The following is a 23,803-nucleotide window of genomic DNA, read 5'->3' as shown; positions in this document are numbered from 1 at the left end:
ATAAGAGCCTCAATCCATGCAAATGCAAGCACGAATCGCAAGCAAGTGAATCCAACTGCAGCTCACTCGCATGCGATTCGTGCTTGTCATTAAAACTTTCAGGAACTTTCCCAACCCCGTGAACGTTCCACCGCTCGGGTCCAACCTCGATAGAGTTTATCGACTTCATCTGATGTCATCGCTGGTTCAAAAGCCTGATCGATGACCCATTTTTTAGTTAATTCCGCCTGGCTTTCCCAGAAACCAATTCCCAGTCCTGCCAGATAAGCGGCTCCCATAGCCGTTGTTTCCAGAATGACAGGTCGATGAACCGACGTTTGCAGAAGGTCAGCCTGAAACTGCATCAAAAAGTTGTTACTGGTCGCTCCTCCATCGACGCGAAGCTCGGCCAGTCGAATTCCCGAATCCCGATTCATCGCATCGAGGACATCCCGCGTCTGATAGGCAATCGACTCCAAAGCCGCCCGAACCAGATGAGCTTTTGTCGTCCCTCGGGTTAATCCAATTGCTAATCCACGTGCCTCGGCATCCCAGTAAGGAGCGCCCAGCCCAACAAACGCCGGCACAAAGTAAACTCCATGCGTATCTTCAACAGAGGTTGCCATCGCTTCCGACTCGCTCGCGTGAGCGATGATTTCCAAGCCATCCCGCAACCATTGAATCGCGGCTCCGGCTATGAAAATCGCTCCTTCCAGACAATAGGTTGTCTGTCCATTGATTCGCCAGCCGATTGTCGTAAGCAAACCATTTTCAGAGAGTCGCGGCTTCGATCCGATGTTCATCAGCATAAAACAGCCGGTGCCGTAAGTGTTCTTTGCCATGCCCGGCTCATAACAGATCTGGCCAAACGTAGCCGCCTGCTGATCTCCTGCCGCTCCGGCGATCGGAATCGACTTTCCAAAAATCTCAGGATCTGTCTCGGCAATCAGGCCACTCGAATCGACAACCTCAGGCAAGATGGCAGCCGGGATGTTGAGCATCTCCAGCATTTCGGGACTCCATTCCTGTTGATGAATATCAAACAGCAAAGTACGCGAAGCATTGGAGATGTCAGTCACATGTTTCCGACCGCCGGTTAGTTTCCAGATGAGATAGGAATCGACAGTTCCGAACAGAATTTCTCCGCGTTCTGCTCGAGAACGCAATCCTTCAACATTCTCGAACAGCCAGGTCAGTTTTGTGCCGGAAAAATAGGGGTCAATTAACAGCCCTGTAATTTCACGCAGTCGATCTCCAACGCCAGCTTCTTTCAGTCGCTGGCAGATTCCCGAGGAAACTCGACTTTGCCAGACAATCGCGTTGCCGACTGGTTTGCCTGTTTCTTTCTCCCACAACAACGTGGTTTCACGTTGATTGGTAATTCCGATCGCTGCAACTTGCTCGGCTGAAATCCTTGAACGACGGAGCACTCTTTTCGCGACCGTCAACTGAGACTCCCAGATGTCAGCCGGATTGTGTTCGACCTGACCGGGAGCCGGGTAAATCTGCCGATACTCCTGCTGTTCAGTCCCGACGGCTCGCCCATCATGATCGAACAAAATCGCCCGACTCGAAGTCGTCCCCTGATCGAGTGCAAGAATATATTGGGACATTGAGTCACCTTTTCAAGGCATACAGTAATGTAGGTCAGGCACTGCCTGACGAAATGTGTGAGCCAATTTATTAATTGTCAGACAATAACTGACCTGCAACAGCTCGCTGATTGATTTTCAATTCCCACGTGCCAGAATCCGGTCGATCAGCATCTGCCGAACAGTTTTCGGATCTGCTCCCTTGAGTTCTTTCATCACCTGACCAATCAATGGCCCGACGGCCTGCTGTTTACCGCCCTGCACATCGGCCACGACCTTTTCATTTTTGTCGATAATGGCATCGATAATCCCTTCGAGTGCTCCTGTATCGGTAACGAGTTTCAGGCCCTTTTCGTCAATAAGTCGATCGACATCAGCCGGTTTGGATTGCTGGCCTTCATTTTCAAGTAAAGCCGCAAAGACATCCCGTGCGCCTTTGTTTGCCAGATCCCCCGCCACAATTCGTTGCAGCAGTGTTCCCAAAGTTTCCGCATCGATTGGGAATTCACTGAGGGTGCAGCCGCGGTCGTTCAACTCGCGTTGAACATCCTGCGTCACCCAGTTGGCGGCTTGCTTGCCATCACCACTGGTTTTGGCAACCTGCTCAAAGTACTCGGCGAATTCGACACCCTGATCGACAATCACGCCGGCATCGTATTCCGAAAGTCCGAATTCGGATTGAAATCGTTTCTTGCGAGCCTGCGGGAATTCGAGCAGATCGGCTCGGATTTTCGCCAGGAATTCTTCACTGACGGTGACGGGTACAAGATCGGGATCGGGAAAGTAACGATAATCGGAGGCTTCTTCTTTTCCACGTTGAGCAAACGTCACCGATTTATCTGCATCCCAGCCCCGAGTCTGCTTGGCAACATCGCCAAATGTCTCACCTGTTTTCTGCCAATGCTTATACTGTCGTGTCGACTCATACTGAATCGCCGCTTCGACTCCACGAATGCTGTTCATATTTTTGACTTCCACAATCGGAGTTGCAATCACCGAACCATCTTCCTGCGGGATATGCAGGTTGACGTTCGCGTCGCACCGCAAACTCCCCTCCTGCATGTTGCAGTCGGAAACGCCGAGATAAGTCAGCAACAATCGCAAATCTTCCAGATAGCGACGGGCCTCAAAAGCCGAATTCATATCTGGCTCGGAGACAATTTCGAGTAGTGGTGTTCCTGCTCGATTCAAATCGACCAGACTGTCACCACCGCGGCCCGATTCATCGTGCATGTTCTTCCCGGCATCTTCTTCAAGATGCACCCGGTTAATCCGAACCCGTTTCAAGTCGTCCGTCAAATCCGATTCCACTTCCAAATACCCATTATTACTGAAGGGCAAATCGTACTGACTGATCTGATATCCCTTAGGAAGATCGGGATAGAAATATTGTTTACGATCCCACTTGGTGTGCCGGGCGATTTCGCAATTGAGGGCCATCGCGGTGCGAACAGCCAGATGAAACGCCTTGCGATTCATCACAGGCAGCGTACCCGGCAGGCCGATTGTCACGGGATCGGTCTGAGTATTTGGGGCATCGGGATTGAACCGATTGATGCATCCACTGAAAAGTTTGGTTTGCGTGAGCAATTGCGAGTGGACTTCAAGTCCGATTACGAGTTTGTAAGCCGTCATACGTCTATCATTCATTGAGAAATCAACTTGCTTGAATCCAGTAACGGAATCAGCATGTTTCAAAGATTACATCGAGAATGAATAGTTTATCGGCCTCTATCAGTGTGTAGCAACCAAGAGCGGAAGTAAGCCTCACTCGGTTCAATTCTGCTTGAAATTTCGCAGCAGGCCCTGCTGATCAAAAGCCGATTCCGGGAAGCAGTTCAGCATTTTACGGACAAGAACCTGCAATGGATTGAGCGATTCACCTTTGCGAATTTCGGCAATCAGATTCCAGTTCAAATCAGCACTGGCAGGGGATTGATCGTGCAATTTCAGTTCCGGAAACACCACCGCCAACGGCTGTTCGCCCCAGGTGTGTGCCCGTTTGGATTCAAAGAGGACATCGTCGATCTGATATTTGCTGGCTAGATGACCGCAGAGAAAATCGGACCACATTTCCGCGTTTTTTCGCATTTCATTGAGTGTCCGCATTCGTGCGGCATCAATTTGATGGCCCGCCAGTATTAATTTCAGGCAACGAATCCGCACCTGCATTTGAGCGGCCAGCACACTGCGGGCAATCGGTTCGGCATGCCGTGCGTTTTGCTCGACATCAGCTGCCTTAAGGATCGTGAACCAGACCCGATGCAGAATATCGGCACGAAAAACATCCCGCACATCCGGTTCATATTCCAGCCAACATTGACGCTGTCGAACCTGGGTGCCCGTCTGCAGAACCTTCTGACAAACCGCCAGGTTTTGCATCCAATCATTTGTCATATCACGAGAATAAGCCCAGTAGCTGTGCAGGGGACTATCTTCGAGTAGTTGAGGTTGCTTAATAATATGGTCAGCATGTGCCATCAATTGAGCAGCCGCATCGACAGTTTGAGATAAATTCAAAGGACTATTCCAATCGCAGTTTCAAAATCGATCTGATAAATAGCAATCAGGCTACTTCAGATCGATTTGTTGTGAGCATTAAGCAGCAGAATCTTGCTGACTGGAGATGAATAGAGCAGATTCAATGCCAGAGAATCCCTGGATCACAATTAATCGGGTTGGGCAATATTTTTTGTTCAATCTCAACCCGAAGCGTCAGCGAGGAGACGGCGTCCCCAACAATCCATGCCTGCCCCTCGCTGACGCTTTGGGTTAGGGTAATTGAAGTAACAGCTTACCCTTAATGGTGTTAGGGAAATACTAGAATCAGGTGCCCTAAACGCACTGAATCATGATTTGGATAATTATTGGAGACAGAATCATTTCCCCACTGAATGAATTTCAGAGATCTCGGCAGGAATCTCCTGATGCAATTTTGCAACATGGGGGCGCCAAAGTCGCAACGCTTCATCATTTTTTCAGGAAGCGTTTTCTCAAGCGATTACCCAGGTGAATCGGTCGCAGTGGCCGCGAAATCGAGCCGGGTGCAGGTTTGCCCGTCGACGACAATTTTCCCGGTCATATAAAAGGTATCTTTGAGTCGTTCGGTCACTTCGACATAGACATTGGCTGTGTCTCCGGGGCGAACCATGTGCTTGAACTTCACGTTGTTGATGCGAGTCGCGACAGGAACCTTATCGGCTTCGAGAGCATGCTTACGAGAAATCAGGATCGCACCAGCCTGCAGAGCCATTTCAATTTGAAGAACCCCTGGCATGATCGGGAAATCGGGGTAATGACCCTGGAAAACAGGCAGGTCAGGATTGATGTAAGTCGTTGCGTGAATGTTGTTTTCGCTCAGTTCGAGCACTTCATCGATCCACAAAAACGGGTCACGATGAGGAATACATTCTTTAATCTGTTCTTGATCCATCCCGAAGGCCTTTGCTGATACCGGCGCTGTCAATATCGAACGTCAATGCTTAACTGATATTACGATGCTTGGAAATTCGCTTCTACTGGTATTATGAGACTTCAGACTCAGGTTGCAAGATTGCACAAATTCTGATTGTCAAAAGTTCATGTTCTGATCATTGAAATTGAACTGAAGTATTTTTACAAGCACGAAGCGCAAGCGAGTGTGTTTACTTGCAATAAAGGACTCACTCGCTTGCGCTTCGTGCTTGTATATGATATCTCCAAAAATCAAAACAATCCCGATGGTTCATCGCTGAAGGGATGCAACGTTTTTGGGAGGGATTCCTTCGGCAAGTGGTCGACGAGTGCTTCAGCCATGCTAAAATCATCGGCGGTCGTGACCTTGAGGTTCATTGCCGAGCCTTCGACAATATGGACGGGAACTCCCAGACGTTCGACGAGTTGAGCTTCATCAGTCGGCTGGAAATCGCCTCGTTGATCGTAGGCTTTCTGCAAAAGATCCTTGCGAAAGACCTGCGGCGTTTGAGCCAGCCACATTTGATCTCGGGGGACCGTTTCTTCAATCCTACCGTTATTCACCCGTTTCATGGTGCTGGTGACGGGAATTCCGAGAATAGCCGCGTCATTTTCAGCTGCGGCTGCGAAAACTCGATCGACCCATTTCTTCGTCAGCAGGGGACGAGCCGCATCGTGCACGGCGACAAAATCGATGTCATCTCCCATATGAGCCAGGCCATTCAAAACAGAATCGGCACGCTCGGCGCCCCCATCGACAACTTCGATATCCATGAAGGCCAGGTTTGGCTGAAATTTGGTTGTGAAGTATTCCCGATCTTCCGGAGAGATCACCACAACCGTTTTGGCAACATCATTGCGATTTACAAAATGCTCAACCGCTCTCAGCCAGATCGCGCGACCTTTCAGATCGACGAAGGGCTTCTTTCGCTGGTTTTTTGAAAATCGGCTGCTTTTCCCGGCTGCGGGAAGAATGACTCCAAATTTGCTGGACATGTTGCTCACTCCTGTTGTCTGAGACCTCAAGTTGGCCTGATTATTTCAAGCCAGCCGAAATCACACAATGCAGTGACTCTTGTACATGTTGCGTGGCTGTTTTTCAGCGATCCCTCGGGAAATATGGAGCCTCAATTAGGTCAGAAGTCAGGTCGCTTTGCTCTCTGGGTGGACGAAGTCCGCAAGAGGTCTACAGTTTGAGGGAGAATTTTTTAGAGAACATCTTACGACTGCGCCGCCCCGAAAGAATCTTTTGGGGCTATCCAGACAAAGGCAGTCACTGAACGACAGCAAATACATCCATTTTCTCAGACTGATAAACGGTGGGCAGACCGTTAGTCCGAAGACAGTTTTGCATTTACATTTGAAGTCGATTTGTTTCCCAGGATCGGGAATCGATGTTTCATGAATTTTGGCTGAGGAACTTTCCAGCCATTCAAATTTCGACCAGAAACGAGCGGATCTGCAATCTCTTCGGTCGGTTTAGGTTGGATTTCTAAAACTATCTGGAGACATTTCAACCACTCAATATCCCAGCGATTTTGTTTTGCTTCCTGTTTTAAAGCATCATCACAAACCTGTAAGTCTTCTGTCCACTGATCGGTGTTCATCATGGAAGTGCGGGTTTTGAGTTGGTGCTGAAACAGTTCCGTCCAGCGAGTGATCAACCCGAGAATACGATCTTCAGCATGCAAATCCGATGCACGAACTCCAAACGGGATTCCGGTTCCATCAAGACATTCGTGGTGTTGTCGTATCATTCGAGACAGACCAGGACCATAGCGTTTGATATTCCCCGTGAGGGCAGCTGACCATTCGGAATGATGACCTTTCCGTATAATGTGATCTGAGAGTTGAGGATGCCAGAATGCGGTATCTTTCAAGAGGGCAGCCGCAATTAAAGGCTCTGTTTTGACTTTTAACGTTTCTGTGCGAACTAACTTCGCACAGAGATACGATGCTTGCAGAGCATTCGCGAGCGGCAATCGACGCACTGATGGAGTCGTATTCAATTCATAATCAGCGATGGAACTGCAGAGCGTTAACCAGAGTTTCTGATCAATTGTTGAATCTGCGGCTGCATTGATGACCGATTGCACGAGAGTCTGAACCCGCACAAATCCGACACTTTTCCCGGATGAGAGAGCAGAGAGAAGTTCATCGGTCGCGTTAAACAAATTGTCCACACGGTTATGTAATTCCAGTAACGTCTCGACATCACTCAGCAAAATGTCAAGAGCCTGATGAAGTTGGGCGGCTGCCAGAAACACTTCGATCGATTGCCAAGCTGGGGAAGTATCGGGAATGAGCCGACGGCGAAGTTGAATCAGATCGAGTGTCTGTCTTTGCAGTCGATGGGCTTGTGTGGAAATCGCAGATTTCTGAAGAGTAATTCGAGCAGTCCCAGAAAGTCGCTTGAGAAAGGCCTGCTCCCGAGCTTGCGGAGACTGCCCCAGTTTTGTTTCTCGCACCCGGCAACCCGATTTCGCCTGAAGGGAATTCTCCAGGAATTTTTCCCAGATTGGAATTCCAGCCAGTGGTTCGGGCAGAGATCCACTTCTTGCGAATTTTGTGAATTCATCTCGCATTGTTCAATAAATGCCCGTGTCATGAAAAGAGGTGTCACCGTAATGCATGGATTCACGCATTAATATTATCGGCGAATAAAACGATTGGTATCGCAATAAACTCTGCAAGTTCGAACGATCCTGCAGAATCTTTAAGACCTTCCCCGGAATTTTACTGAACAGCCGATTCCTGCATGACTACAATAGGTATGGTTTGCAGGGATAACTCCGGTCGGTTAAGTCAGATAAACTTTAGCGACTGCAGAGTTTTTCCCGTGGCGACGACCGGCAAGAATGAATCTGACAGTTCAGCAGAAATTATAGGATGCCGATAACTTGTGTCAGTCTGTGCAACTTTTCGCACTAAGTTCAAATGATAAAAAGAGGCTCATCATGGCGAGCGATTTTCGTCGAAAAGAAATCCTGCCCGAAATCACCGAGCAGATTGTGGCCAGCTATCACGAGATCGGTTCGATCAACCATCTCGGACATTGTCCACTCCCGAGTTATAACGAAATCACTTCGTTATTGGCGGATCTATCCGAGATCCTGTATCCCGGATATCGTCGGCGACAGAATCTCCATTTTGGGAATGTGCCATATCACGTGGGTGATTTGATTGACACCCTGCACGATACACTGACCCAGCAAATCTGCCGAGCCTTGCGTCACGATTTCACCACTCGTAACGATGCCGATTGCGAAGCGATTATCGAAAAAGATTTTGAAGCGGAAGCTCAGGAGATTACGATCAACTTTTTGAAGACGATTCCTGAACTCCGTTCGATTCTCTCCAAAGATGTTCAAGCCGCTTACGATGGCGACCCGGCTGCAAAGAGCCTGGATGAAATCATCTTTTCCTATCCAGGATTAGAAGCGATTACAACACATCGACTGGCTCACGAACTGTATCGTCGCAATGTCCCCTTCATTCCACGCATGATGTCGGAGTGGTCTCACTCGAAAACGGGGATCGATTTACACCCCGGAGCCAACATCGGCCATTCGTTCTTTATCGATCACGGAACCGGTGTGGTTATCGGAGAAACCTGCGAGATTCATCCGCACGTGAAAATCTATCAAGGAGTGACTTTGGGAGCCCTCAGCTTTCCGAAAGATGGTGAAGGGAAAATCATTCGCGGCACCAAGCGACATCCGACCATTGGCGAAGGGGTCGTGATTTATGCCAACGCAACTGTACTGGGGGGCGATACGGTCGTCGGAGCAAACTCAGTGATTGGTGCGAGCGTTTCTCTGATGAAAAGCGTACCACCGAATACAATTGTGACTATCGAGAAACCATCTCTGAAATTCCGTGAAGCATCGTAGTGAAGCATTCTGAATTATAGCGGGTCAATATTATTCCCTCTTCAGTTCGAAGTTCTGCACGAAGGGTGAAGTATGATCGACTTCAACGAGAAGTTCGGTCTTCTCTGGATCGCTGTATTTCTCTGGAATTGCTTCCCGAGCGTTCATCGCCATTGCCATCGCATCGTCGGTCCCTTCGGGAACAGGACTTCCGTCGGGCATCTGTAATTTTGTGATGGTGACTTTATAAGATCCTGGAACGATCCCTTTTGGCTGGCTTTCCAGGCTTCCCGGCTGGGGCGTGATCAAATCGTAATCACCGGTAATCACCGTGACCCCAGTCCCGATTCCACCAGATTGACTCAAATCTGCTGGAATAAAGTTGACAGTAGCACCGGAAACGGGATTGCCATCTATCGTTACTTTCCCGTTTACGATCACCAGATCTGCAAAAAAAGCTGGTTCCGTATCGCTTTGGGAACAGCCAATCGACAATCCACATAGAGTCATTAATACGAATACTAAGTTTTTCCTTATGAACATCGGCACCTCAAGCATTAGTAATTCTCACAGTTCGTCTGGCAGAAGTCGATCGTTATTTGGGAGAAATTGTCGACAAGCGACATTGCAGAAAAGTTATGCAATATTGCCTGACCTAAAAATCTAGACCATATTCAAATAGTTTCTGCAGTCGCTTGGACATCAAATGAACTGAAAACGCTCTGTTTGCTCCTGCTGAACTCTGCAGGTCATTATTGAATTTTGTCTGCTAGATTTTTCGGCTTAAAACTTCGTGTTGTGTGCCACTGGCTTCACCAGTGAAAGTCGAGACTGAAACTAAATTTTTGATACACTGGAAAAGCCAGTGCCACCCTAATTCTTAGTTGGAACAGAATACTAGTGCAGCGTTCCAATTCAATTTTAGGGTTGGTCAAGTCGCAAGGAGCGACAACGGAGCGGGTTACGCCGAACGATGCCCTAATTTAAAGCTGTTACACAGCACTAGTGCGTCATCGACACTGATAATTCGGGTGGATAGTGCTATCAAGCACAACAACGGAGTGCGTTACAATTATTTGAGGCCGAATTCTAAGCCCTGCAAGGGCACTAGAATTCATTCAATACCTGACCGTCGTTGATTATTTCGAGATTTAAGCGAATACTGTAATCCGTATTTTCACTCAAAAAGCGAACACCTCCGTCAGCGAGTACCATTTGAATTCCTCCCTGATGATAACTTCCGGTCCAACCCCAATCGCCTAATCTTGGCTTATGGTCAACCCCGGAGCGTACTGTCGTATTGGGAGCTTGTGAAGAAAGACTCAAGCCAACCTGTACCCAGCCACGAGCGGCCCAGTGAGCATTCTGTCCATTTCCACAGCAGGCCTGTCTGGTTTCGAGAACCATTGCGGTGTTGGTCGTTCCATCTGAAATATCACGAATTTTGCATTTACTACCGTCTTCAAACATCGGACGAGAAGTTCGTTTCGTCCAATAGTTGCAAACATCATGATCTCGAAGAGCCGTGAAATCGTAGTTCGTTCGATGGACTGCAGTTTGTCCCGGAGGGTCGTAATAAGTGGGGCTGAGAGATTGTGATACTGGACCAGGATCAGAAGGACACAAAAAGATATCCAGGTCACGGTCGATCAACGTTCCATTAAATGTTGCGTCTCCACCTGCCAGTGGAATCGAACTTTGGACTTTCACATTAAAGGCCTTATTGAAATCCAATTGATCATATAATGCGCCCTGCTCCAGACTTGGCAATAACATGACCAGCCCATTCATGTTCATTGCAGTTACTCCAGCTGTTCCTTTTGTGTCGTCACAATCCCCACCAGCCACCTGGCCCGGAGGAAAAACAGAATGAGTGTCATGATAATTGTGCAGTGCTAAACCAATCTGCTTCATCTTGTTTTTACAGGCACTCCGTCTGGCCGCTTCTCGGGCTTGCTGGACTGCTGGTAATAATAGTGCTACCAATATCGCAATGATGGCTATCACAACGAGTAGCTCAATCAGGGTGAACGCCATTCGTGAATTGTTTCTCTGTTTCATGTTCCACTCCTGATCAATGATTTATTTAAGAAGATATTGACGTAAGAGCAGATTTGGGGCCAAGAATGTAAAATTCAGAGCATTTTTATTAAAGTGTTACATTTAACAGCCAAAGTGATATTTCGTGACATTTAAGAATATGTCAACATTTTGATTTCAAGGTCATTTATGCCCTACGCCTTAGCAATGATGCAATTCGGTAAGGCACATTGACGATCAGGCAGCCAAATCAATGGCTTCATTTGAATCCATAACTGAAAATTGATCATGTCATGGGGATGTAGCGGGACAGGATGATTCCAGGGATCATCATTAACGCGGCTGCAACGGCCATCGGCATTGCGTGAGGGCCGCCGTGGGCGATGATGACGATTGCTTCAAGCATCGGAATCGTGAGCAACATTGCCCGAACCGTCTGCTGGACCTGTGCCGGCTCGCGAGATCGAATAGCCGGTAGCGCTCTGCGGAGTACTTGAAATGCGATCAATATCAACATCACGACCACCAGCATGACTGCAGATCCTGTTGAAAGCACCGCTGCTATTCCCCCCCATGCCAGTAATGCCAGCACAGAGAGTATCAATCCGACTGTCAAAGGCCATGCTGCACTTTTACTTGCTTCGCTGCGTGCGAATAGCGTGATTCCGCAGACGTAGAGTGTCATGATTGCAGAGACAAGCAGTGCAGGATGAACGCCCCACTCTTTGAATGAGGTCACGCAAGCTGCTCCCAGCAGGACGTTGAAGCCACGGCAAAAACCCATTAGTAAGGGGCCTGCAGGTGTTTTTTTTCCGCCAGCATCGTACGCAAGAATTGTCCCCGCAAGTGCCAGACTCACGAAGAAGGCGGGCATTGAAACCAGCATTGCGGCACAGATTCCCGCGAGCATCAAAACCGAAGCCAGCAGGCGAGCCATTTTGGGTTTGATTTCTCCAGCTGGCAGTGGACGAGTGGGGCGTTCGACAAGGTCCTGCTCGACATCAAACAAATCATTCCAGACCATTCCGGAAAGGTACAGACATCCCGAAGCCGCCAGTAGTCCCGTTAATTCCAGAGATGCAATTTGCCCCTGTCGCACAATTGCATACCCGGCCAACACATCCGGAAATGTGGTGAAGACAGCCGGGATTCGCAATAAACGCAACAACGGCATCAAAGACATTATTTTATTTGGCCCTCAAACTCTTGTCGATGTCTCAGTCTGGCTTTCCGGAATTTCACAGTGTTAGTGAGATCCGCAGCCACCAGCTCCCATGTTATTTGATTGTGCTAACGCATCTTCCGCTTCGTTAATCATGCCACATCGCTGGGAAATGACAGAAAGCTGTGCGTGTGAGAATGGGTCATCAGGTTCGATTTCCACAACCTTTTTCGCATGTGCTAATGCCTGCTCGTTGTGTCCCAGTTTCTGCAGATGGACCGCTAGAGCCGTGTGAGCAAGAACATATTTATCGTCCTGAACCAGAATTTCACGAAGTTTGGCGACTGCTCCTTCGAGATCGCCCACATCTTTCAATTTGGTGGCTTCATCGTACAGAGTATTTAAGTCAGACATTCATTTTTCCTTATCAGATAGCGGGCGATAAGCCCAGCGGATTTCAGGGATCGCGAATTAATACTTGATTGTCACTAAATATTGTACCCGGTTACGAAGAGGAATCCAATTCTTAACCGTCATTCCGATCAGCTGTTCCAGGTCACATAGGCTGCAGATCATTCCTGAAATATTGAAAGTCACTTTTCTCTAACAGAGTGCGCCCACTCAAAATAATGAGAATGATGAATTCATTGTGATACGAATTCGATCGATCGTGAAATTGAAGAGCGACTTCTCCTGCTGTCTCAATTATTTCTGTCTCAATTGCCTGCGCGTCGTTTTCTTATCTCGCGTTTTTGCCTTGAGGCACTGTGTCATTCCTGCTTTTTCTCTGGAGTTTAGGAGATTTATATAAGATTCAATGCTTATGTGTTCAGTTTTTTTATCGTTGCCTCGCCGTAATTTTGCGAGAAGTTCGGGTTGTAGTGGATGGCGCGATTGAGTCTGCAGAAAACAGTCTTTGCGAATGTGTCGAATTGAACTGAGGTGCCGAGAGTGGCCGAAGTTAGGATTGTACACCCTGAGACTATTATCCGTTTGTGAACAGTTGAATCAACTGAGACATGACACAGGAAAGACATATGCGACAATCGTCCGCTGCTCATTTGGGACTTCTGCTAGCTGTTTTGGCTCCGGTTGGCTGTTCGAGTTCGCATTCTCATTTAGAGATGATCGATAATCGGGAGCTGCCTGCTCAGCATCAAATCGCTGAGCTCAAGTCTGCTAATCCGGAAGCTGCAGAGCCTCAATCGGCACCTGATACTGCCGCTATTGCAGAAGCTACGGCTCCGACAGATGCGGCCGTAGCGACCGAAGTGGCTGAGAATGATGCCGTCATCCCGGAAAGCGAAGAAATCGTGCTGGCTTCAGCTCTCAAAGATGAGTCAGAGGAGAGCACGAAGTCGGAATCTCAGAAAGTTGAACTGGCGATAGGAGAAGCGTCTGAATCGAGCCCCGATGATTCCAACCTCAGTGATTCCAACCAGACCTGCCTGACCGAATATTCTGTTGGAGCAGGTTCGAAAATGACGCTGAATGAGCTGGAAAATCTGGCTTTAGAAAACAATCCGACTTTGAAGCAGGCCAATGCTTCAATTGTTCGGTCTCAAGGTTTTTACGATCAGGTGGGGCGAGGTGCCAACCCGATTGTTGGCTACTTCGGCAGTCAGATTGCGGATCAAAACACCGATCAGCATGGTCTGTTTTTCGAGCGGGAGTTTGTGCGGGGTGGCAAGCTGCAACTGAATCGCCAGGTTCTTTCTCATGCCACTGCCGCACAGCAATGGGAATTGGAAACTCAACGGATGCGAGTGCTGACGGATGTTCGCATCCGCTTCTTTGCAGCAGTTGCCGCTCAGCAGGAACTGGCCGCGGCGACGGAGTTTGTTGAAGTGACGACACGGGGTGTTGAAATTACCCAGTTGCGGAAGGATGCACTCGAAGATACCCAAATCGAAGTGCTGCAGTCGAAAACGCAGAATCAGGAAGCGATTCTGGTACAACAGAAAGCTCGTATCGCTTATGAAACGGCCTGGATGGAATTGACGGCACTGGTTGGTCTGCCCTGTCTGGGTCAGGCTGAGTTACTTCCGCCATCAAACATTTCCGCACATTCTTTGAATGAGTGCAGTCTTTATGAAATGATTATGTGCAACAGTCCAGAGTTGGCCACTGCGAAGCAGCGAGTCGCTCAGGCACGCGCCAAGTTGAGTCGGCAGGAAGTTCAGGCGATTCCTAATATTACCGCTCAAATTGGAGCCGGCTTCGATAATGCGACGAATTCTGGTTTAATCAACCTCCAAATTGGTGGTCCGATCCCCATCTATAATAAGAACCGGGGCAATATTTCCGCTGCATATGCAGAGTATTGTCGAGCCACCAATAATGTGACCCGCATTCGCTGCGATATCAAAGCGCGACTGGCACGTGTGATCCAGCAATACGAAGGGGCTCGCGTAACGGTGAATCGTTACGATAATGAAATTCTGCCGCAAACCAATGAAGCCCTCCAGCTTTCCAGCGAAGCCTACGACCAGGGAGAGCTCGGCTTCCTGCAGATCCTCGTCATTCGCAAATCTTATCTGGATGCCCGATTCAAAGCCATTGCGGCCCGGAAAGAACTGGCTCAAGCCCAAGCGAAACTGGATGGACTTCTGCTGACAGGCGCTTTGGAAGAACCTCAAGACGTGACCGAAGACGATTCCCTGCGAGGTCAAACATTTAGCGGGCAGTAAGTGACACGAAATATTAGACAGGCTTCCACAGCCTGTTTAATAGAACGATGTCGAATTCTGACAGGCAGTAAGCCTGTCCTACGGGATTTCTGGTCATTTCAAAGTGTTTTAACGGGGAATCAGGCAAACAATCCGTTCGGCTCTTGAAGTTATGCAGGGCTGTGGGCACAATTCAGGAGGTTAACGACTTTATCACTCTGGATTGTTCATGATTGCCCCACTTCCCACTATTTATTCGCTTTCCTATGCCGAGCTTCAGGCGTGGTGTGCAGAGCGTGAGATTCGCAAATTCCGAGCCGAGCAGATTTTCCGCTGGGTTTATCAGCGACGTGCTCGCTCGTTTGCTGAAATGACCGACATTCCAGAATCGCTCCGCGAGCAACTCTCACAGGAATTCGTGTTCTTTCAGAGCGAAATTGAATCGCATCAGATCGCCTCGGATCGTACCGAAAAACTGCTTCTCAAATATCGCGATGGCGAATTTGTGGAATGTGTACTGATGCGGGAGCCGAAGCGGAATACGATTTGTATCAGCACACAAGTCGGTTGTGCGATGGGATGTGTCTTCTGCGCAAGTGGATTGGCGGGGTTGACGCGCAATCTCACGACGGCTGAAATCGTTGAGCAAATTGCACGCATGGTGCATCTGCAGGATGACGATGAGCAATTGACGAATGTTGTTGTGATGGGAATCGGCGAACCACTGGCCAATCTGCCGAATCTTTTGCCTGCTCTCGATCGACTTCATGAGCCGATTGGCTGGAATATGGGGACTCGACGCGTGACTGTTTCGACAGTTGGTTTACCGGAAAAAATTCGCCAACTGGCAAACGCAGGAAAACGCTACAGTCTGGCGGTTTCACTGCATGCCCCGAATGATCAACTGCGAAACGAGATTGTGCCTGTCAACAAGAACATTGGTATCAAATCCATTCTCGATGCCGCCGACGACTTCTTCGATATCACAGGTCGTCGTGTGACCTTTGAATACGTGCTACTGGCTGGCAAAAATGATTCGATTGCTCATGCCCGAGAACTGGCTCAACTGCTGCGGGGACGTCAGGCTTTGGTGAATCTGATTCCGATGAATGCTATCAGTCAATTGTCGATCCACGGCTCGACTCAAGAGACTGCTCGTGAATTCGTCCATATTCTTGAACAGTCAGGAATCACGGCAACAATTCGCAAGCGAAAAGGGGCAGATATCGATGCCGCCTGCGGCCAGTTGCGATTGCCTCACGTGCATCAGCAGGAGTTGCACACGCTGGAAAAGACTAACTGAGGTTTCGTGCTTGTAATTAGCGGTCTGCATGGTACAGCAGTCGAAATCGATCAACTGCATTTCAACAGTCAGGCACTGAGTTGCTCGGATTTTTCCGTGTCAATTTCCGGGAATCGATCGCGGTATAACCAGCGATGCCACCAGTTGGCACGCTTCAAGTTTGGATCCGTCTTTGAAAGCTCGCGGATTTTTCCGCGGCGGGTCTGGACGATCAAATTTCCTTCTTCGGTAAAATCACTGACCACCCAGAACTTTTCGACGACGTAGTTATACTCATCACCGTGAGCACTCGGGCTCACTTTCGTCGCGCGTAAAGTCGGATGGGATGACTGTTTTGTCATCATGTAAATGACAGGATCACCGATTTGAAATTGATTCATATTGCCCATAAGACTTGTATGATATCCAAACTTGAGTGAAAGAAAAATGCACGATCGTTCATTATAAGTCAACTTCCTCTCTTTGGGAAGAGGGTTTTCAAATCCTTTCTCACTTCTTAACCTGATCTCTCCGGGAATTCACGAGACTTTCATGGGATGTTGAGAATCAACTGGCGATCAATCACCCAACTCTCACTACTCACCTCTAATCACTCGTCTTTCACAATGTACAACAGCTTTGCTTCCACGTTCAAAACCATGGGTGATGTCGATGTGCTGTGGCACGATGGCATTTATCACCTGTTCCATCTCGTGTTGCCGAACCACGATTTTATCGCGCACGCGATCAGTAAAGATGGCCTGAACTGGAAGCGAATCCAGAATGCGATTTTTATTAGCGATCCCGGTTCCTGGGACGACTACATGCTCTGGACGATGCACGTCAGTCCGGATCCTCATGAGGTGGGCTGGTGGCGGATGTTTTATACGGGCATTTCCCTGAAAGATGAGGGAAAGATTCAGCGAATCGGCCTGGCTCGAAGTTGTGATCTGATTGAGTGGCATAAAATCTCGGACAAGAAATTCCATTTGCCGGAAAATATGAACTGCAAACCGTTTCAGCCCCTGTGCTCAACTTCGCCTTACTACGAATCCGAACCCGCTCACGACCATGCCTGGGTCAGTTTTCGCGATCCTTATTATTTCCGGGACAATGACGAAGGGTATTTGTTGACCGCTTCCCGTGTTCCGTATGGCCCTACAATCCGCAGAGGCTGCGTCGGGATCGCCAAAGAAACAACTCCCAACGAATTCGAAGTCCTCCCACCGCTTCATCATCCGGGGCAATACGATGACATTGAAGTTCCAAATATCATCAAATTCGGTCAGCGTTATTATCTAATCGGCAGCATTCGCGAAGATGCGAAAATCCGTTACTGGTATGCTGATGATTTGAAGGGGCCTTGGAACAACTATTATGAAAACGTGCTGCTGGCCGGAGGGAATTATGCGGGGCGAGTCAGTTATGATGACCAGGGGCCACTCCTGTGGAACTTTTATACGGCTGATTCTTCCATTCGTAATCGAAAAAATCTGATGCCGCCCCCGAAGCGAATTGTCCAGCGTCCCGATGGTCGCCTGGCAATGCAGACGATTGAAGCGTTTGATGACATCGTCGAAGCAATGCTCAAACCCCCGCAACTCAACCCAATTGCGCTGCTGTATCATCACGAAAACAGTTCGGTCACCTATCATCCGGAAGTACAGGATTACGAACTCCGCTCCAATGCCGGCTTTCAGGGATTCCTGTTTTCGCCCGTCTTTGACTGTTTCCGCTTCAAGACAAAAATCCGTCTCTCCGGTGAGGGTAAGTGCGGTTTTCTGTTTCGCATCGATCCCGAATCCAGTGATGGTTATTACCTCTCACTGGATTTGTTGAAAGGTGTCGCCCAGTTACGATCCTGGGGGCATCGGAACGAACATGGTTCTCAGGAAGCCTTTGCTTACAGACTATTGCAGGCTGCATACTGGCGAAACACGGATGCGATGGATTTCGAGATCAGCTTGCTGGTGGTCAATAATTACATCGAATTTTCACTCGACCATCATGTGTTATTGAGCTTGGCTGATGAATCATTTTCCTGTGGACACCTGGGGGCTTATGTCGAATCGGCTGGTTTAATTCTGCATCATCCAACTGTCGAGCGAATTCAAACATTAGCGCACCCGACTGACGATTTACCCATTGGTCCCAAACATGCCACGGCTCCAGTCCCGACTCCTAACGATCCGACGTCATCCGAATAAGATACTGAATGCCGAGCACTGCTCCTCCACCAAAACCAAGCAGAGCAAAGAACGTGATTGCCAGCCACCGGTCAATCGCATAGCCAATTCCGCCAAAAATCAGCATGAGTGCGACAGCCGTCGTGACGTGAGAAATCGTCCGCATTGCCTCGATGAAGGGTGACGTCGGTTTGTCGTCGGCTGAGTTTTCCGGCTCGGATGCGTTTGTCATGAATTGATTGTATCAGAAGATGATGGATGATCAGCACCAAAATATACGGTTATTACTTCCACACGTTATAACCAGGATCGAATGTGAGCCCCGTGAGGATTCATCCTCATTCTGTTTACGTTGCCGGTTAATGATCTGACCGTAGTGGCCTGAAACAATCCAACAATGGGTGGCTGGGGCGCTCTGCTTTAGTGGAAGCCACCGAAGGTCGTATGTTCGGGGACTTGTCTTCGAGATCGCCACCGCCACCCTTGCTTAACTTTGGGTATTGATGACAAATTTGGATATCGAAAATAAGTCCGGCGTTTTTTATTGCGAACCTCCGGAAATGTCCTGTGTCAGTGCCGTGGTGATTGCATCCGGGGGGCAGCGATGTCCAGTCGTTTTTTTGGATTGAACGAGTTTTTCGATTTTCTTCCAGAATCCGTATTGTCAGAGTTGGTTCCGGGTGCAAGAATCTCAGTACATGGGCCGCGTTGAACGCGACGTGGCAGGACAATTCGTCGCGAAGAGGCTGATTGGCTTGTCGGCCGAAGCGATTGATTCGATTTATAGAGAGGAGGTGGTTTTGTGACAAGTGACTGTTGTTGTAGCCAGAGAGGTGGCACCGCTTAACACGGGCGGACGGTCGGCGGGCTGTTGCCCGAGTGCCACCGTCTCGTCAGGATCACCTTCAAGTAGAATTTCGGAATTCTGACTCCTCTGCCGATGAGTTGGAATTCTTTCAACGGGCTTCTGCTTCGATCCGAAACGAGGTTATCAACGCAGGACGTTAGTCCCGCGCGAGTACAGCCTCGGCCTTCCTTCGGGAGGGCCGAGGTTTTTTTGGGATAAACGCAATTGCACAGGGTACTAAAGGGTGCACAGCACCAACTTTCGAGCCTGTATTCAATAACTCCGAGACCAGTGTAATCCATTCAATGACGTCATGATCGTCATCATCAGAAAAACGCTCGCCTCGGTGGGCACAGTGTCCAAAATTTTAAAAGAATTGCGGTCGATCGATTCTGCAATCAGTCCGCTAGAGGCTGGACTTCGACCTTGCGGATGTCGACTTTGCTGCCGGGGTCATGTTGCTGGAATGCGAAGTGGCCTTCTTTGAAGGTTTTGTCGAAGTCGAGATATTCGTAGAGTTCGTTACCATCGATTGTGATTTTGATACGCGTCATTTCGCGACCACGCCAGACATCATCGCGAACTTCCACTTCGTATGTGAACCAGGTATCCGGTTTCACATGCTGCTGGTAAACGTGACACATGCCATAAATTGAGCCGGTGCGGATGGGATCGCGGTGGGTGCTGTCGATTTGGGCTTCGTATCCATTGGAAAACCCAGGTTGAGCGGTGGTTCGGAAATACATGCCGGAGTTGCCGCCGTCATTGATTTTCACTTCGGCTCGATAGTGAAAGTTTTTGTAGGGGCCTGTCGTCGTCACGAGCATCGAGGCATCTCCGGAACCACTGATTGCTCCGTCAATCACTTTCCAGTGACTGGTCTCTTTGCCAACTTTTTTCCAACCTTCGAGTGTTTTACCATCAAATAAAGAGATCCACTTGGCATCTTCAGCCGAAACACTCGCTCCAGTCGCAACAAACATCAACAAAGCAAAAACAGAGACACGCATTGTAAATAGAGACATCAATCATTTCCTGAACACGGGACAACAGGTTAATCACCTGCAAGTGGTTAAACTCGGAGACCGCATCGGTCTCACATCAGTGTATCGTGATCCATCACGAACGCAATTGCCGGGAAGCTCCTCTAAGTAATCTGTTCATTCATGGGGCTTCGGTCTAAACTTTGACAGAGTCATCAATCCGCTTACTTTTTAAAATTCTCTCAGGCAGATCGTTTTCCGATGTCGTTACCACGTTTCAGTGTCAACAATTCCGTTCTCGTCAATATGTTGATGCTCCTGCTGCTGTTTGCCGGGACTGCTCTCGCGTTCACGCTGGTGCGGGAGATGTTTCCGGAAACGAGGCCGGATCAGGTGATGATTTCGGTTGTCTATCCAGCTGTCCAGCCGGATGAACTGGAGAAAGCGGTCACGATTAAAATCGAAGAAGCGATTCGAGATCTCGAGGATATTGAAAAAGTCGAATCGACCGTTCAGGAAGGCATGAGCCAGACTGTCGCGACTCTCTACAACGAAGTCGATGATATCGACACAGTTCGCGACGAAATTGATGCGGAAGTCCGGGCTATTAATAATGAGTTGCCGGACGATATTGAAACGATCACCGTTCGCAATGTTGAACCGATGCTGCCTGTCCTCTCGGTCTCCCTGTTTGGCGAGGGAAGCGAAGCGAGCCTGAAGAAAGCGGCTCGCGATTTGCGGGATGAACTGCTCGAATTGCCGGGGGTGAGTGATATCACGATTTCCGGGATTCGGGATGATGAAATCAGTGTTGAAGTTCGCCCGCTGATGCTATTTGAGTATGACTTAACACTTGAAGAAGTCGCCGCGGCTATTCGTGCGTCCAATCTGGATGTTTCGGCTGGAAATCTGAAAGGGCCGCGTGCGAATGTGAATGTTCGCACGCTAGGCGAAGAAATTGAGGGGAGCGAACTGGGCGATATTGTCGTCAAGAATACGCCGAGTGGAAAGAAAATCTATCTGCGCGATGTGGCCGAGATTCGAGATGATTTTGTCGATGTCGATATCGAAAGTTACTTCGAAGGGAAGCCTTCGGTCACGCTGATTATCCAAAAGACTAAGTCTCAGGATGCGATTCAAATTGCGAATCTGGTACGTGCGTTTGTGAAAGGAAAGCAGCGTGAGGAGTTTGATGCCTATGGTATGCAGGCCGCTGCGAAACAACCTTGGTTAACCCGCCCTTTCGCGATTGCCATTGCACAATTTTCCAAGTTTATTAATACAATCAGTGGCCGCCCGGATCCTCAGGCGATTTATGACCACAGCTATGAGAATCCGTTTTCGCACAATTATGAGATTGCCATGCATGGTGATCTCTCTCGATTCATTCGTGGTCGCCTTGACCTAATGACTCGAAACGGCATGTCTGGTCTTGTCCTTGTTCTCATTTCTTTGATTCTCTTCCTGAACTGGCGGGTTGCGTTCTGGGCGGGGATGGGGTTGCCGATTTCCTTTATGGGCACATTCCTGGTGATGTGGCTGTTCGGTGTGTCGATCAATCTGCTGTCGATGTTCGGGCTGATTATCGTCCTGGGAATCATCGTCGATGATGCGATTGTGATTGGCGAAAATATCTTTCGACACGTCGAAGAAGGTGAGGAGCCGACGGAGGCGGCGGTGAAGGGAGCCGAGGAGGTGATGTGGCCTGTGATTGTCGCGGTCTCTACAACCATTGCCGGGTTTGCTCCTCTGCTATTTATCAAAGGCCGGATCGGCGACTTCATGCGGGAACTTCCCCTCGTGGTTCTGGCGGCTCTCTCCGTTTCTCTCATCGAAGCGCTGTTAATTCTGCCTGCGCACTTGAAGCATTTAAAAAAGCCCGACCACAAAAAGCATGAGGAAAAACTCTCAAAATCCGGCATTGGACGCATCTGGTCGAAAGTAGAAGCGTTTCAGGAACGCATCATGCAGAATGTGTTGATGCGTGTTTACGAAACAATTCTGCGAGGCGCCATGAAATGGAGATACGTTACTATTGCCGCAGCAATGGCGATGGTGATGATGTCGCTCGGCTTAGTGATTGGCGGCATCGTTCCGTTCGTATTCATACAGAAAATGGATAGTGAAACGATTACCGCCGATGTCGAATTACCCATCGGAACTGTTGTTGATACCACCCGCGATACGATGATTCGAATCTCAGAATTTGTTAAAGATGTCCCTGAGGTGACGAGCATACAAACGACGGTTGGATCACAGATCAACCTCGGTGGCACGGGTGCCTCAGCCGGTAGTCAGCAATCGCATTTAGGCCAGGTGATTGTCGAACTGATGGAAGCGGATGAACGGGAACGCAAGGGTTTACGTTCCAGTGAAGAACTGCTCGTCGCATTTCGCAAAATGACAGAAACTCTTTCGGGAGTCAATTCCGTCAAATGGGAAGCAATGAATGGAGGGCCAGCCGGGAAAGATATTGAAATCAAGGTGACCGGCAACAACTTTGAGGAATTACTCGAAGTGACCAACGCGATGAAGAATGAACTGGCATCGTATGATGGCGTTGTCGATCTGGATGACGATTACGATATCGGCAAACGCGAAGTTCAATTGCGACTGCTCCCCTCGGCTCGCTCAACAGGTATTACCGTCAATGAACTGGGTGGCTTTGTCCGACATGCGTTGTATGGCGTCGAAGCCCGTCGGGTGACGCGGAATCGGGAGGATGTCAAAATCATGGTTCGATTGCCCGAAGAGTTTCGGTCCGAGGTTTACAATCTGGAGGCTCTGCGAATACCTCGACCGGTCAATCCTCTCAATGCTGTCGCGATGAATGATGAAGCAGGTTTTCGTTGGATTCCGATTTCTGAGGTGGCCGAACTGAAAGAAACGCGAAGTTACACGAGTATTCATCGTTCTCAGCAACGTCGTTCGATCTCCATTTACGGCGACGTGGATGCAACTGCCAATAATGCGAATGCGGTGATGACGCAGTTTCAATCCGATTTTGTTCCCAGAATGCTGCGGGAACATCCCGGCATCATCATTGACTTTTCCGGTACAACCGAAGAACAACAGAAGTCGTTCAGCAGTCTCGGACTGGCGATGCCAGCTGCATTCCTGATGATTTATATGATGCTGGCCGGGCTGTTCAAATCATACTTCCAACCACTGGTTGTGATGTCTGCCATTCCGTTCGGAATTCTGGGTGCGATTATTGGACACTGGATCACCGGGAATCCGATTACAATTCTGAGCTGTATCGGTTTCCTGGCGCTCTCGGGAATCCTGGTAAATGATTCGCTGGTACTGGTCGACTTTATCAATACGCGATTGAAACGCGGAATAGATCCCCTCGAAGCCAATGTGATGGGAGCAAAACTTCGACTCCGCGCGATTCTTCTGACAACTCTTACCACGGCAGCCGGGTTGACTCCGCTGATGTTTGAGACAAGTTTTCAGGCGAAATTCCTGATTCCAATGGCCGTCACGTTAACTTATGGATTGATTTTTGCCACCGCATTGACATTAATCATTGTGCCCTGCCTGAATATGATTTTCATCGATATCTTTGCGGCTTTAGACCGATTTCGAGCGTCCCTTGGCTTGACTCATGAAGATGTTGCTCTGGTCTATGCGGCCACGACGAGTGGAGGAGAATCGGAATAGCTGGGCCTTTGACGAAATGGATTGGACTGTTCAAACTGCAATCGGTTGCCGACGAGTCAGCCTCTCCGTAAA

18 protein-coding genes are annotated in these 23,803 nt (G+C 48.9%); 5 read left to right on the top strand and 13 right to left on the bottom strand.

The window, feature by feature from the left end:
- Positions 1-98: 98 nt before the first annotated feature.
- From glpK to Pan54_RS15440, 6 genes are all read right to left on the bottom strand, one after another.
- Complete coding sequence (gene glpK, locus Pan54_RS15465) at positions 99-1,592, bottom strand: glycerol kinase GlpK (RefSeq protein ID WP_146504334.1); 1,494 nt, start codon at positions 1,590-1,592, stop codon at positions 99-101.
- A 117-nt stretch (positions 1,593-1,709) separates the two neighbouring features.
- The gene (gene gatB, locus Pan54_RS15460; protein ID WP_242631343.1) at positions 1,710-3,221 is read right to left on the bottom strand and encodes an Asp-tRNA(Asn)/Glu-tRNA(Gln) amidotransferase subunit GatB; all 1,512 of its coding nucleotides are present in this window, start codon (positions 3,219-3,221) and stop codon (positions 1,710-1,712) included.
- A 126-nt stretch (positions 3,222-3,347) separates the two neighbouring features.
- On the bottom strand, positions 3,348-4,091 hold the full coding sequence (locus Pan54_RS15455) for a hypothetical protein (RefSeq protein ID WP_146504333.1): 744 nt from the start codon (positions 4,089-4,091) through the stop codon (positions 3,348-3,350).
- Positions 4,092-4,572: 481 nt separating this feature from the next.
- Positions 4,573-5,004 carry a 3-hydroxyacyl-ACP dehydratase FabZ family protein gene (locus tag Pan54_RS15450; protein WP_146504332.1) on the bottom strand — a complete coding sequence of 144 codons (432 nt, stop codon included), beginning with the start codon at positions 5,002-5,004 and terminating at the stop codon, positions 4,573-4,575.
- Positions 5,005-5,276: 272 nt separating this feature from the next.
- The gene (ispD, locus tag Pan54_RS15445; RefSeq protein ID WP_146504331.1) at positions 5,277-6,020 is read right to left on the bottom strand and encodes a 2-C-methyl-D-erythritol 4-phosphate cytidylyltransferase; all 744 of its coding nucleotides are present in this window, start codon (positions 6,018-6,020) and stop codon (positions 5,277-5,279) included.
- A gap of 335 nt (positions 6,021-6,355) precedes the next feature.
- Positions 6,356-7,609, bottom strand: coding sequence for an HD domain-containing phosphohydrolase (locus tag Pan54_RS15440; RefSeq protein WP_146504330.1), 1,254 nt, complete (start codon positions 7,607-7,609; stop codon positions 6,356-6,358).
- Between the two features lie 372 nt (positions 7,610-7,981).
- Between Pan54_RS15440 and epsC the strand changes: the two genes are divergently transcribed.
- Positions 7,982-8,917: a serine O-acetyltransferase EpsC gene (gene epsC, locus Pan54_RS15435; protein WP_146504329.1), complete on the top strand. Its 936-nt coding sequence runs from the start codon at positions 7,982-7,984 to the stop codon at positions 8,915-8,917.
- 30 nt (positions 8,918-8,947) lie between these two features.
- Here epsC and Pan54_RS15430 read toward each other — a convergent pair whose 3' ends face one another.
- The 4 genes from Pan54_RS15430 to Pan54_RS15415 form a co-directional block, all read right to left on the bottom strand.
- The gene (locus Pan54_RS15430; protein WP_146504328.1) at positions 8,948-9,391 is read right to left on the bottom strand and encodes a hypothetical protein; all 444 of its coding nucleotides are present in this window, start codon (positions 9,389-9,391) and stop codon (positions 8,948-8,950) included.
- Between the two features lie 612 nt (positions 9,392-10,003).
- Positions 10,004-10,957, bottom strand: coding sequence for a DUF1559 domain-containing protein (locus Pan54_RS15425; protein ID WP_146504327.1), 954 nt, complete (start codon positions 10,955-10,957; stop codon positions 10,004-10,006).
- Between the two features lie 265 nt (positions 10,958-11,222).
- Positions 11,223-12,110: a UbiA family prenyltransferase gene (locus Pan54_RS15420; protein WP_165441798.1), complete on the bottom strand. Its 888-nt coding sequence runs from the start codon at positions 12,108-12,110 to the stop codon at positions 11,223-11,225.
- A 72-nt stretch (positions 12,111-12,182) separates the two neighbouring features.
- On the bottom strand, positions 12,183-12,512 hold the full coding sequence (locus tag Pan54_RS15415) for a tetratricopeptide repeat protein (RefSeq protein WP_146504325.1): 330 nt from the start codon (positions 12,510-12,512) through the stop codon (positions 12,183-12,185).
- 623 nt (positions 12,513-13,135) lie between these two features.
- On the opposite strand from Pan54_RS15415, the gene Pan54_RS15410 reads away from it, so the two are divergent.
- Both Pan54_RS15410 and rlmN read left to right on the top strand, forming a co-directional pair.
- Positions 13,136-14,788, top strand: a complete 1,653-nt coding sequence (locus Pan54_RS15410) for a TolC family protein (protein WP_165441797.1) — start codon at positions 13,136-13,138, stop codon at positions 14,786-14,788.
- Between the two features lie 208 nt (positions 14,789-14,996).
- On the top strand, positions 14,997-16,070 hold the full coding sequence (rlmN, locus tag Pan54_RS15405; protein ID WP_146504323.1) for a 23S rRNA (adenine(2503)-C(2))-methyltransferase RlmN: 1,074 nt from the start codon (positions 14,997-14,999) through the stop codon (positions 16,068-16,070).
- Positions 16,071-16,138: 68 nt separating this feature from the next.
- On the opposite strand, the gene Pan54_RS15400 is transcribed toward rlmN, so the two are convergent.
- Positions 16,139-16,450, bottom strand: coding sequence for a hypothetical protein (locus Pan54_RS15400; RefSeq protein WP_146504322.1), 312 nt, complete (start codon positions 16,448-16,450; stop codon positions 16,139-16,141).
- Between the two features lie 156 nt (positions 16,451-16,606).
- On the opposite strand from Pan54_RS15400, the gene Pan54_RS15395 reads away from it, so the two are divergent.
- Positions 16,607-18,256, top strand: a complete 1,650-nt coding sequence (locus Pan54_RS15395) for a glycosyl hydrolase (protein WP_207310152.1) — start codon at positions 16,607-16,609, stop codon at positions 18,254-18,256.
- Here the strand turns inward: Pan54_RS15395 and Pan54_RS15390 are convergent.
- Both Pan54_RS15390 and Pan54_RS15385 read right to left on the bottom strand, forming a co-directional pair.
- Complete coding sequence (locus Pan54_RS15390) at positions 18,231-18,467, bottom strand: AtpZ/AtpI family protein (RefSeq protein WP_146504321.1); 237 nt, start codon at positions 18,465-18,467, stop codon at positions 18,231-18,233. The genes Pan54_RS15395 and Pan54_RS15390 overlap by 26 nt on opposite strands.
- A 1,013-nt stretch (positions 18,468-19,480) precedes the next feature.
- Complete coding sequence (locus Pan54_RS15385; protein ID WP_146504320.1) at positions 19,481-20,107, bottom strand: 3-keto-disaccharide hydrolase; 627 nt, start codon at positions 20,105-20,107, stop codon at positions 19,481-19,483.
- A 219-nt stretch (positions 20,108-20,326) separates the two neighbouring features.
- On the opposite strand from Pan54_RS15385, the gene Pan54_RS15380 reads away from it, so the two are divergent.
- Positions 20,327-23,731, top strand: a complete 3,405-nt coding sequence (locus Pan54_RS15380; protein WP_146504319.1) for an efflux RND transporter permease subunit — start codon at positions 20,327-20,329, stop codon at positions 23,729-23,731.
- Positions 23,732-23,803 lie beyond the last annotated feature (72 nt).

The organism is Rubinisphaera italica (assembly GCF_007859715.1).
In the GTDB taxonomy this organism is placed as follows: Bacteria; Planctomycetota; Planctomycetia; order Planctomycetales; family Planctomycetaceae; genus Rubinisphaera; species Rubinisphaera italica.
Note: the sequence above shows the minus strand (reverse complement) of the source record. Positions and strands in the feature narration are given on the sequence as shown.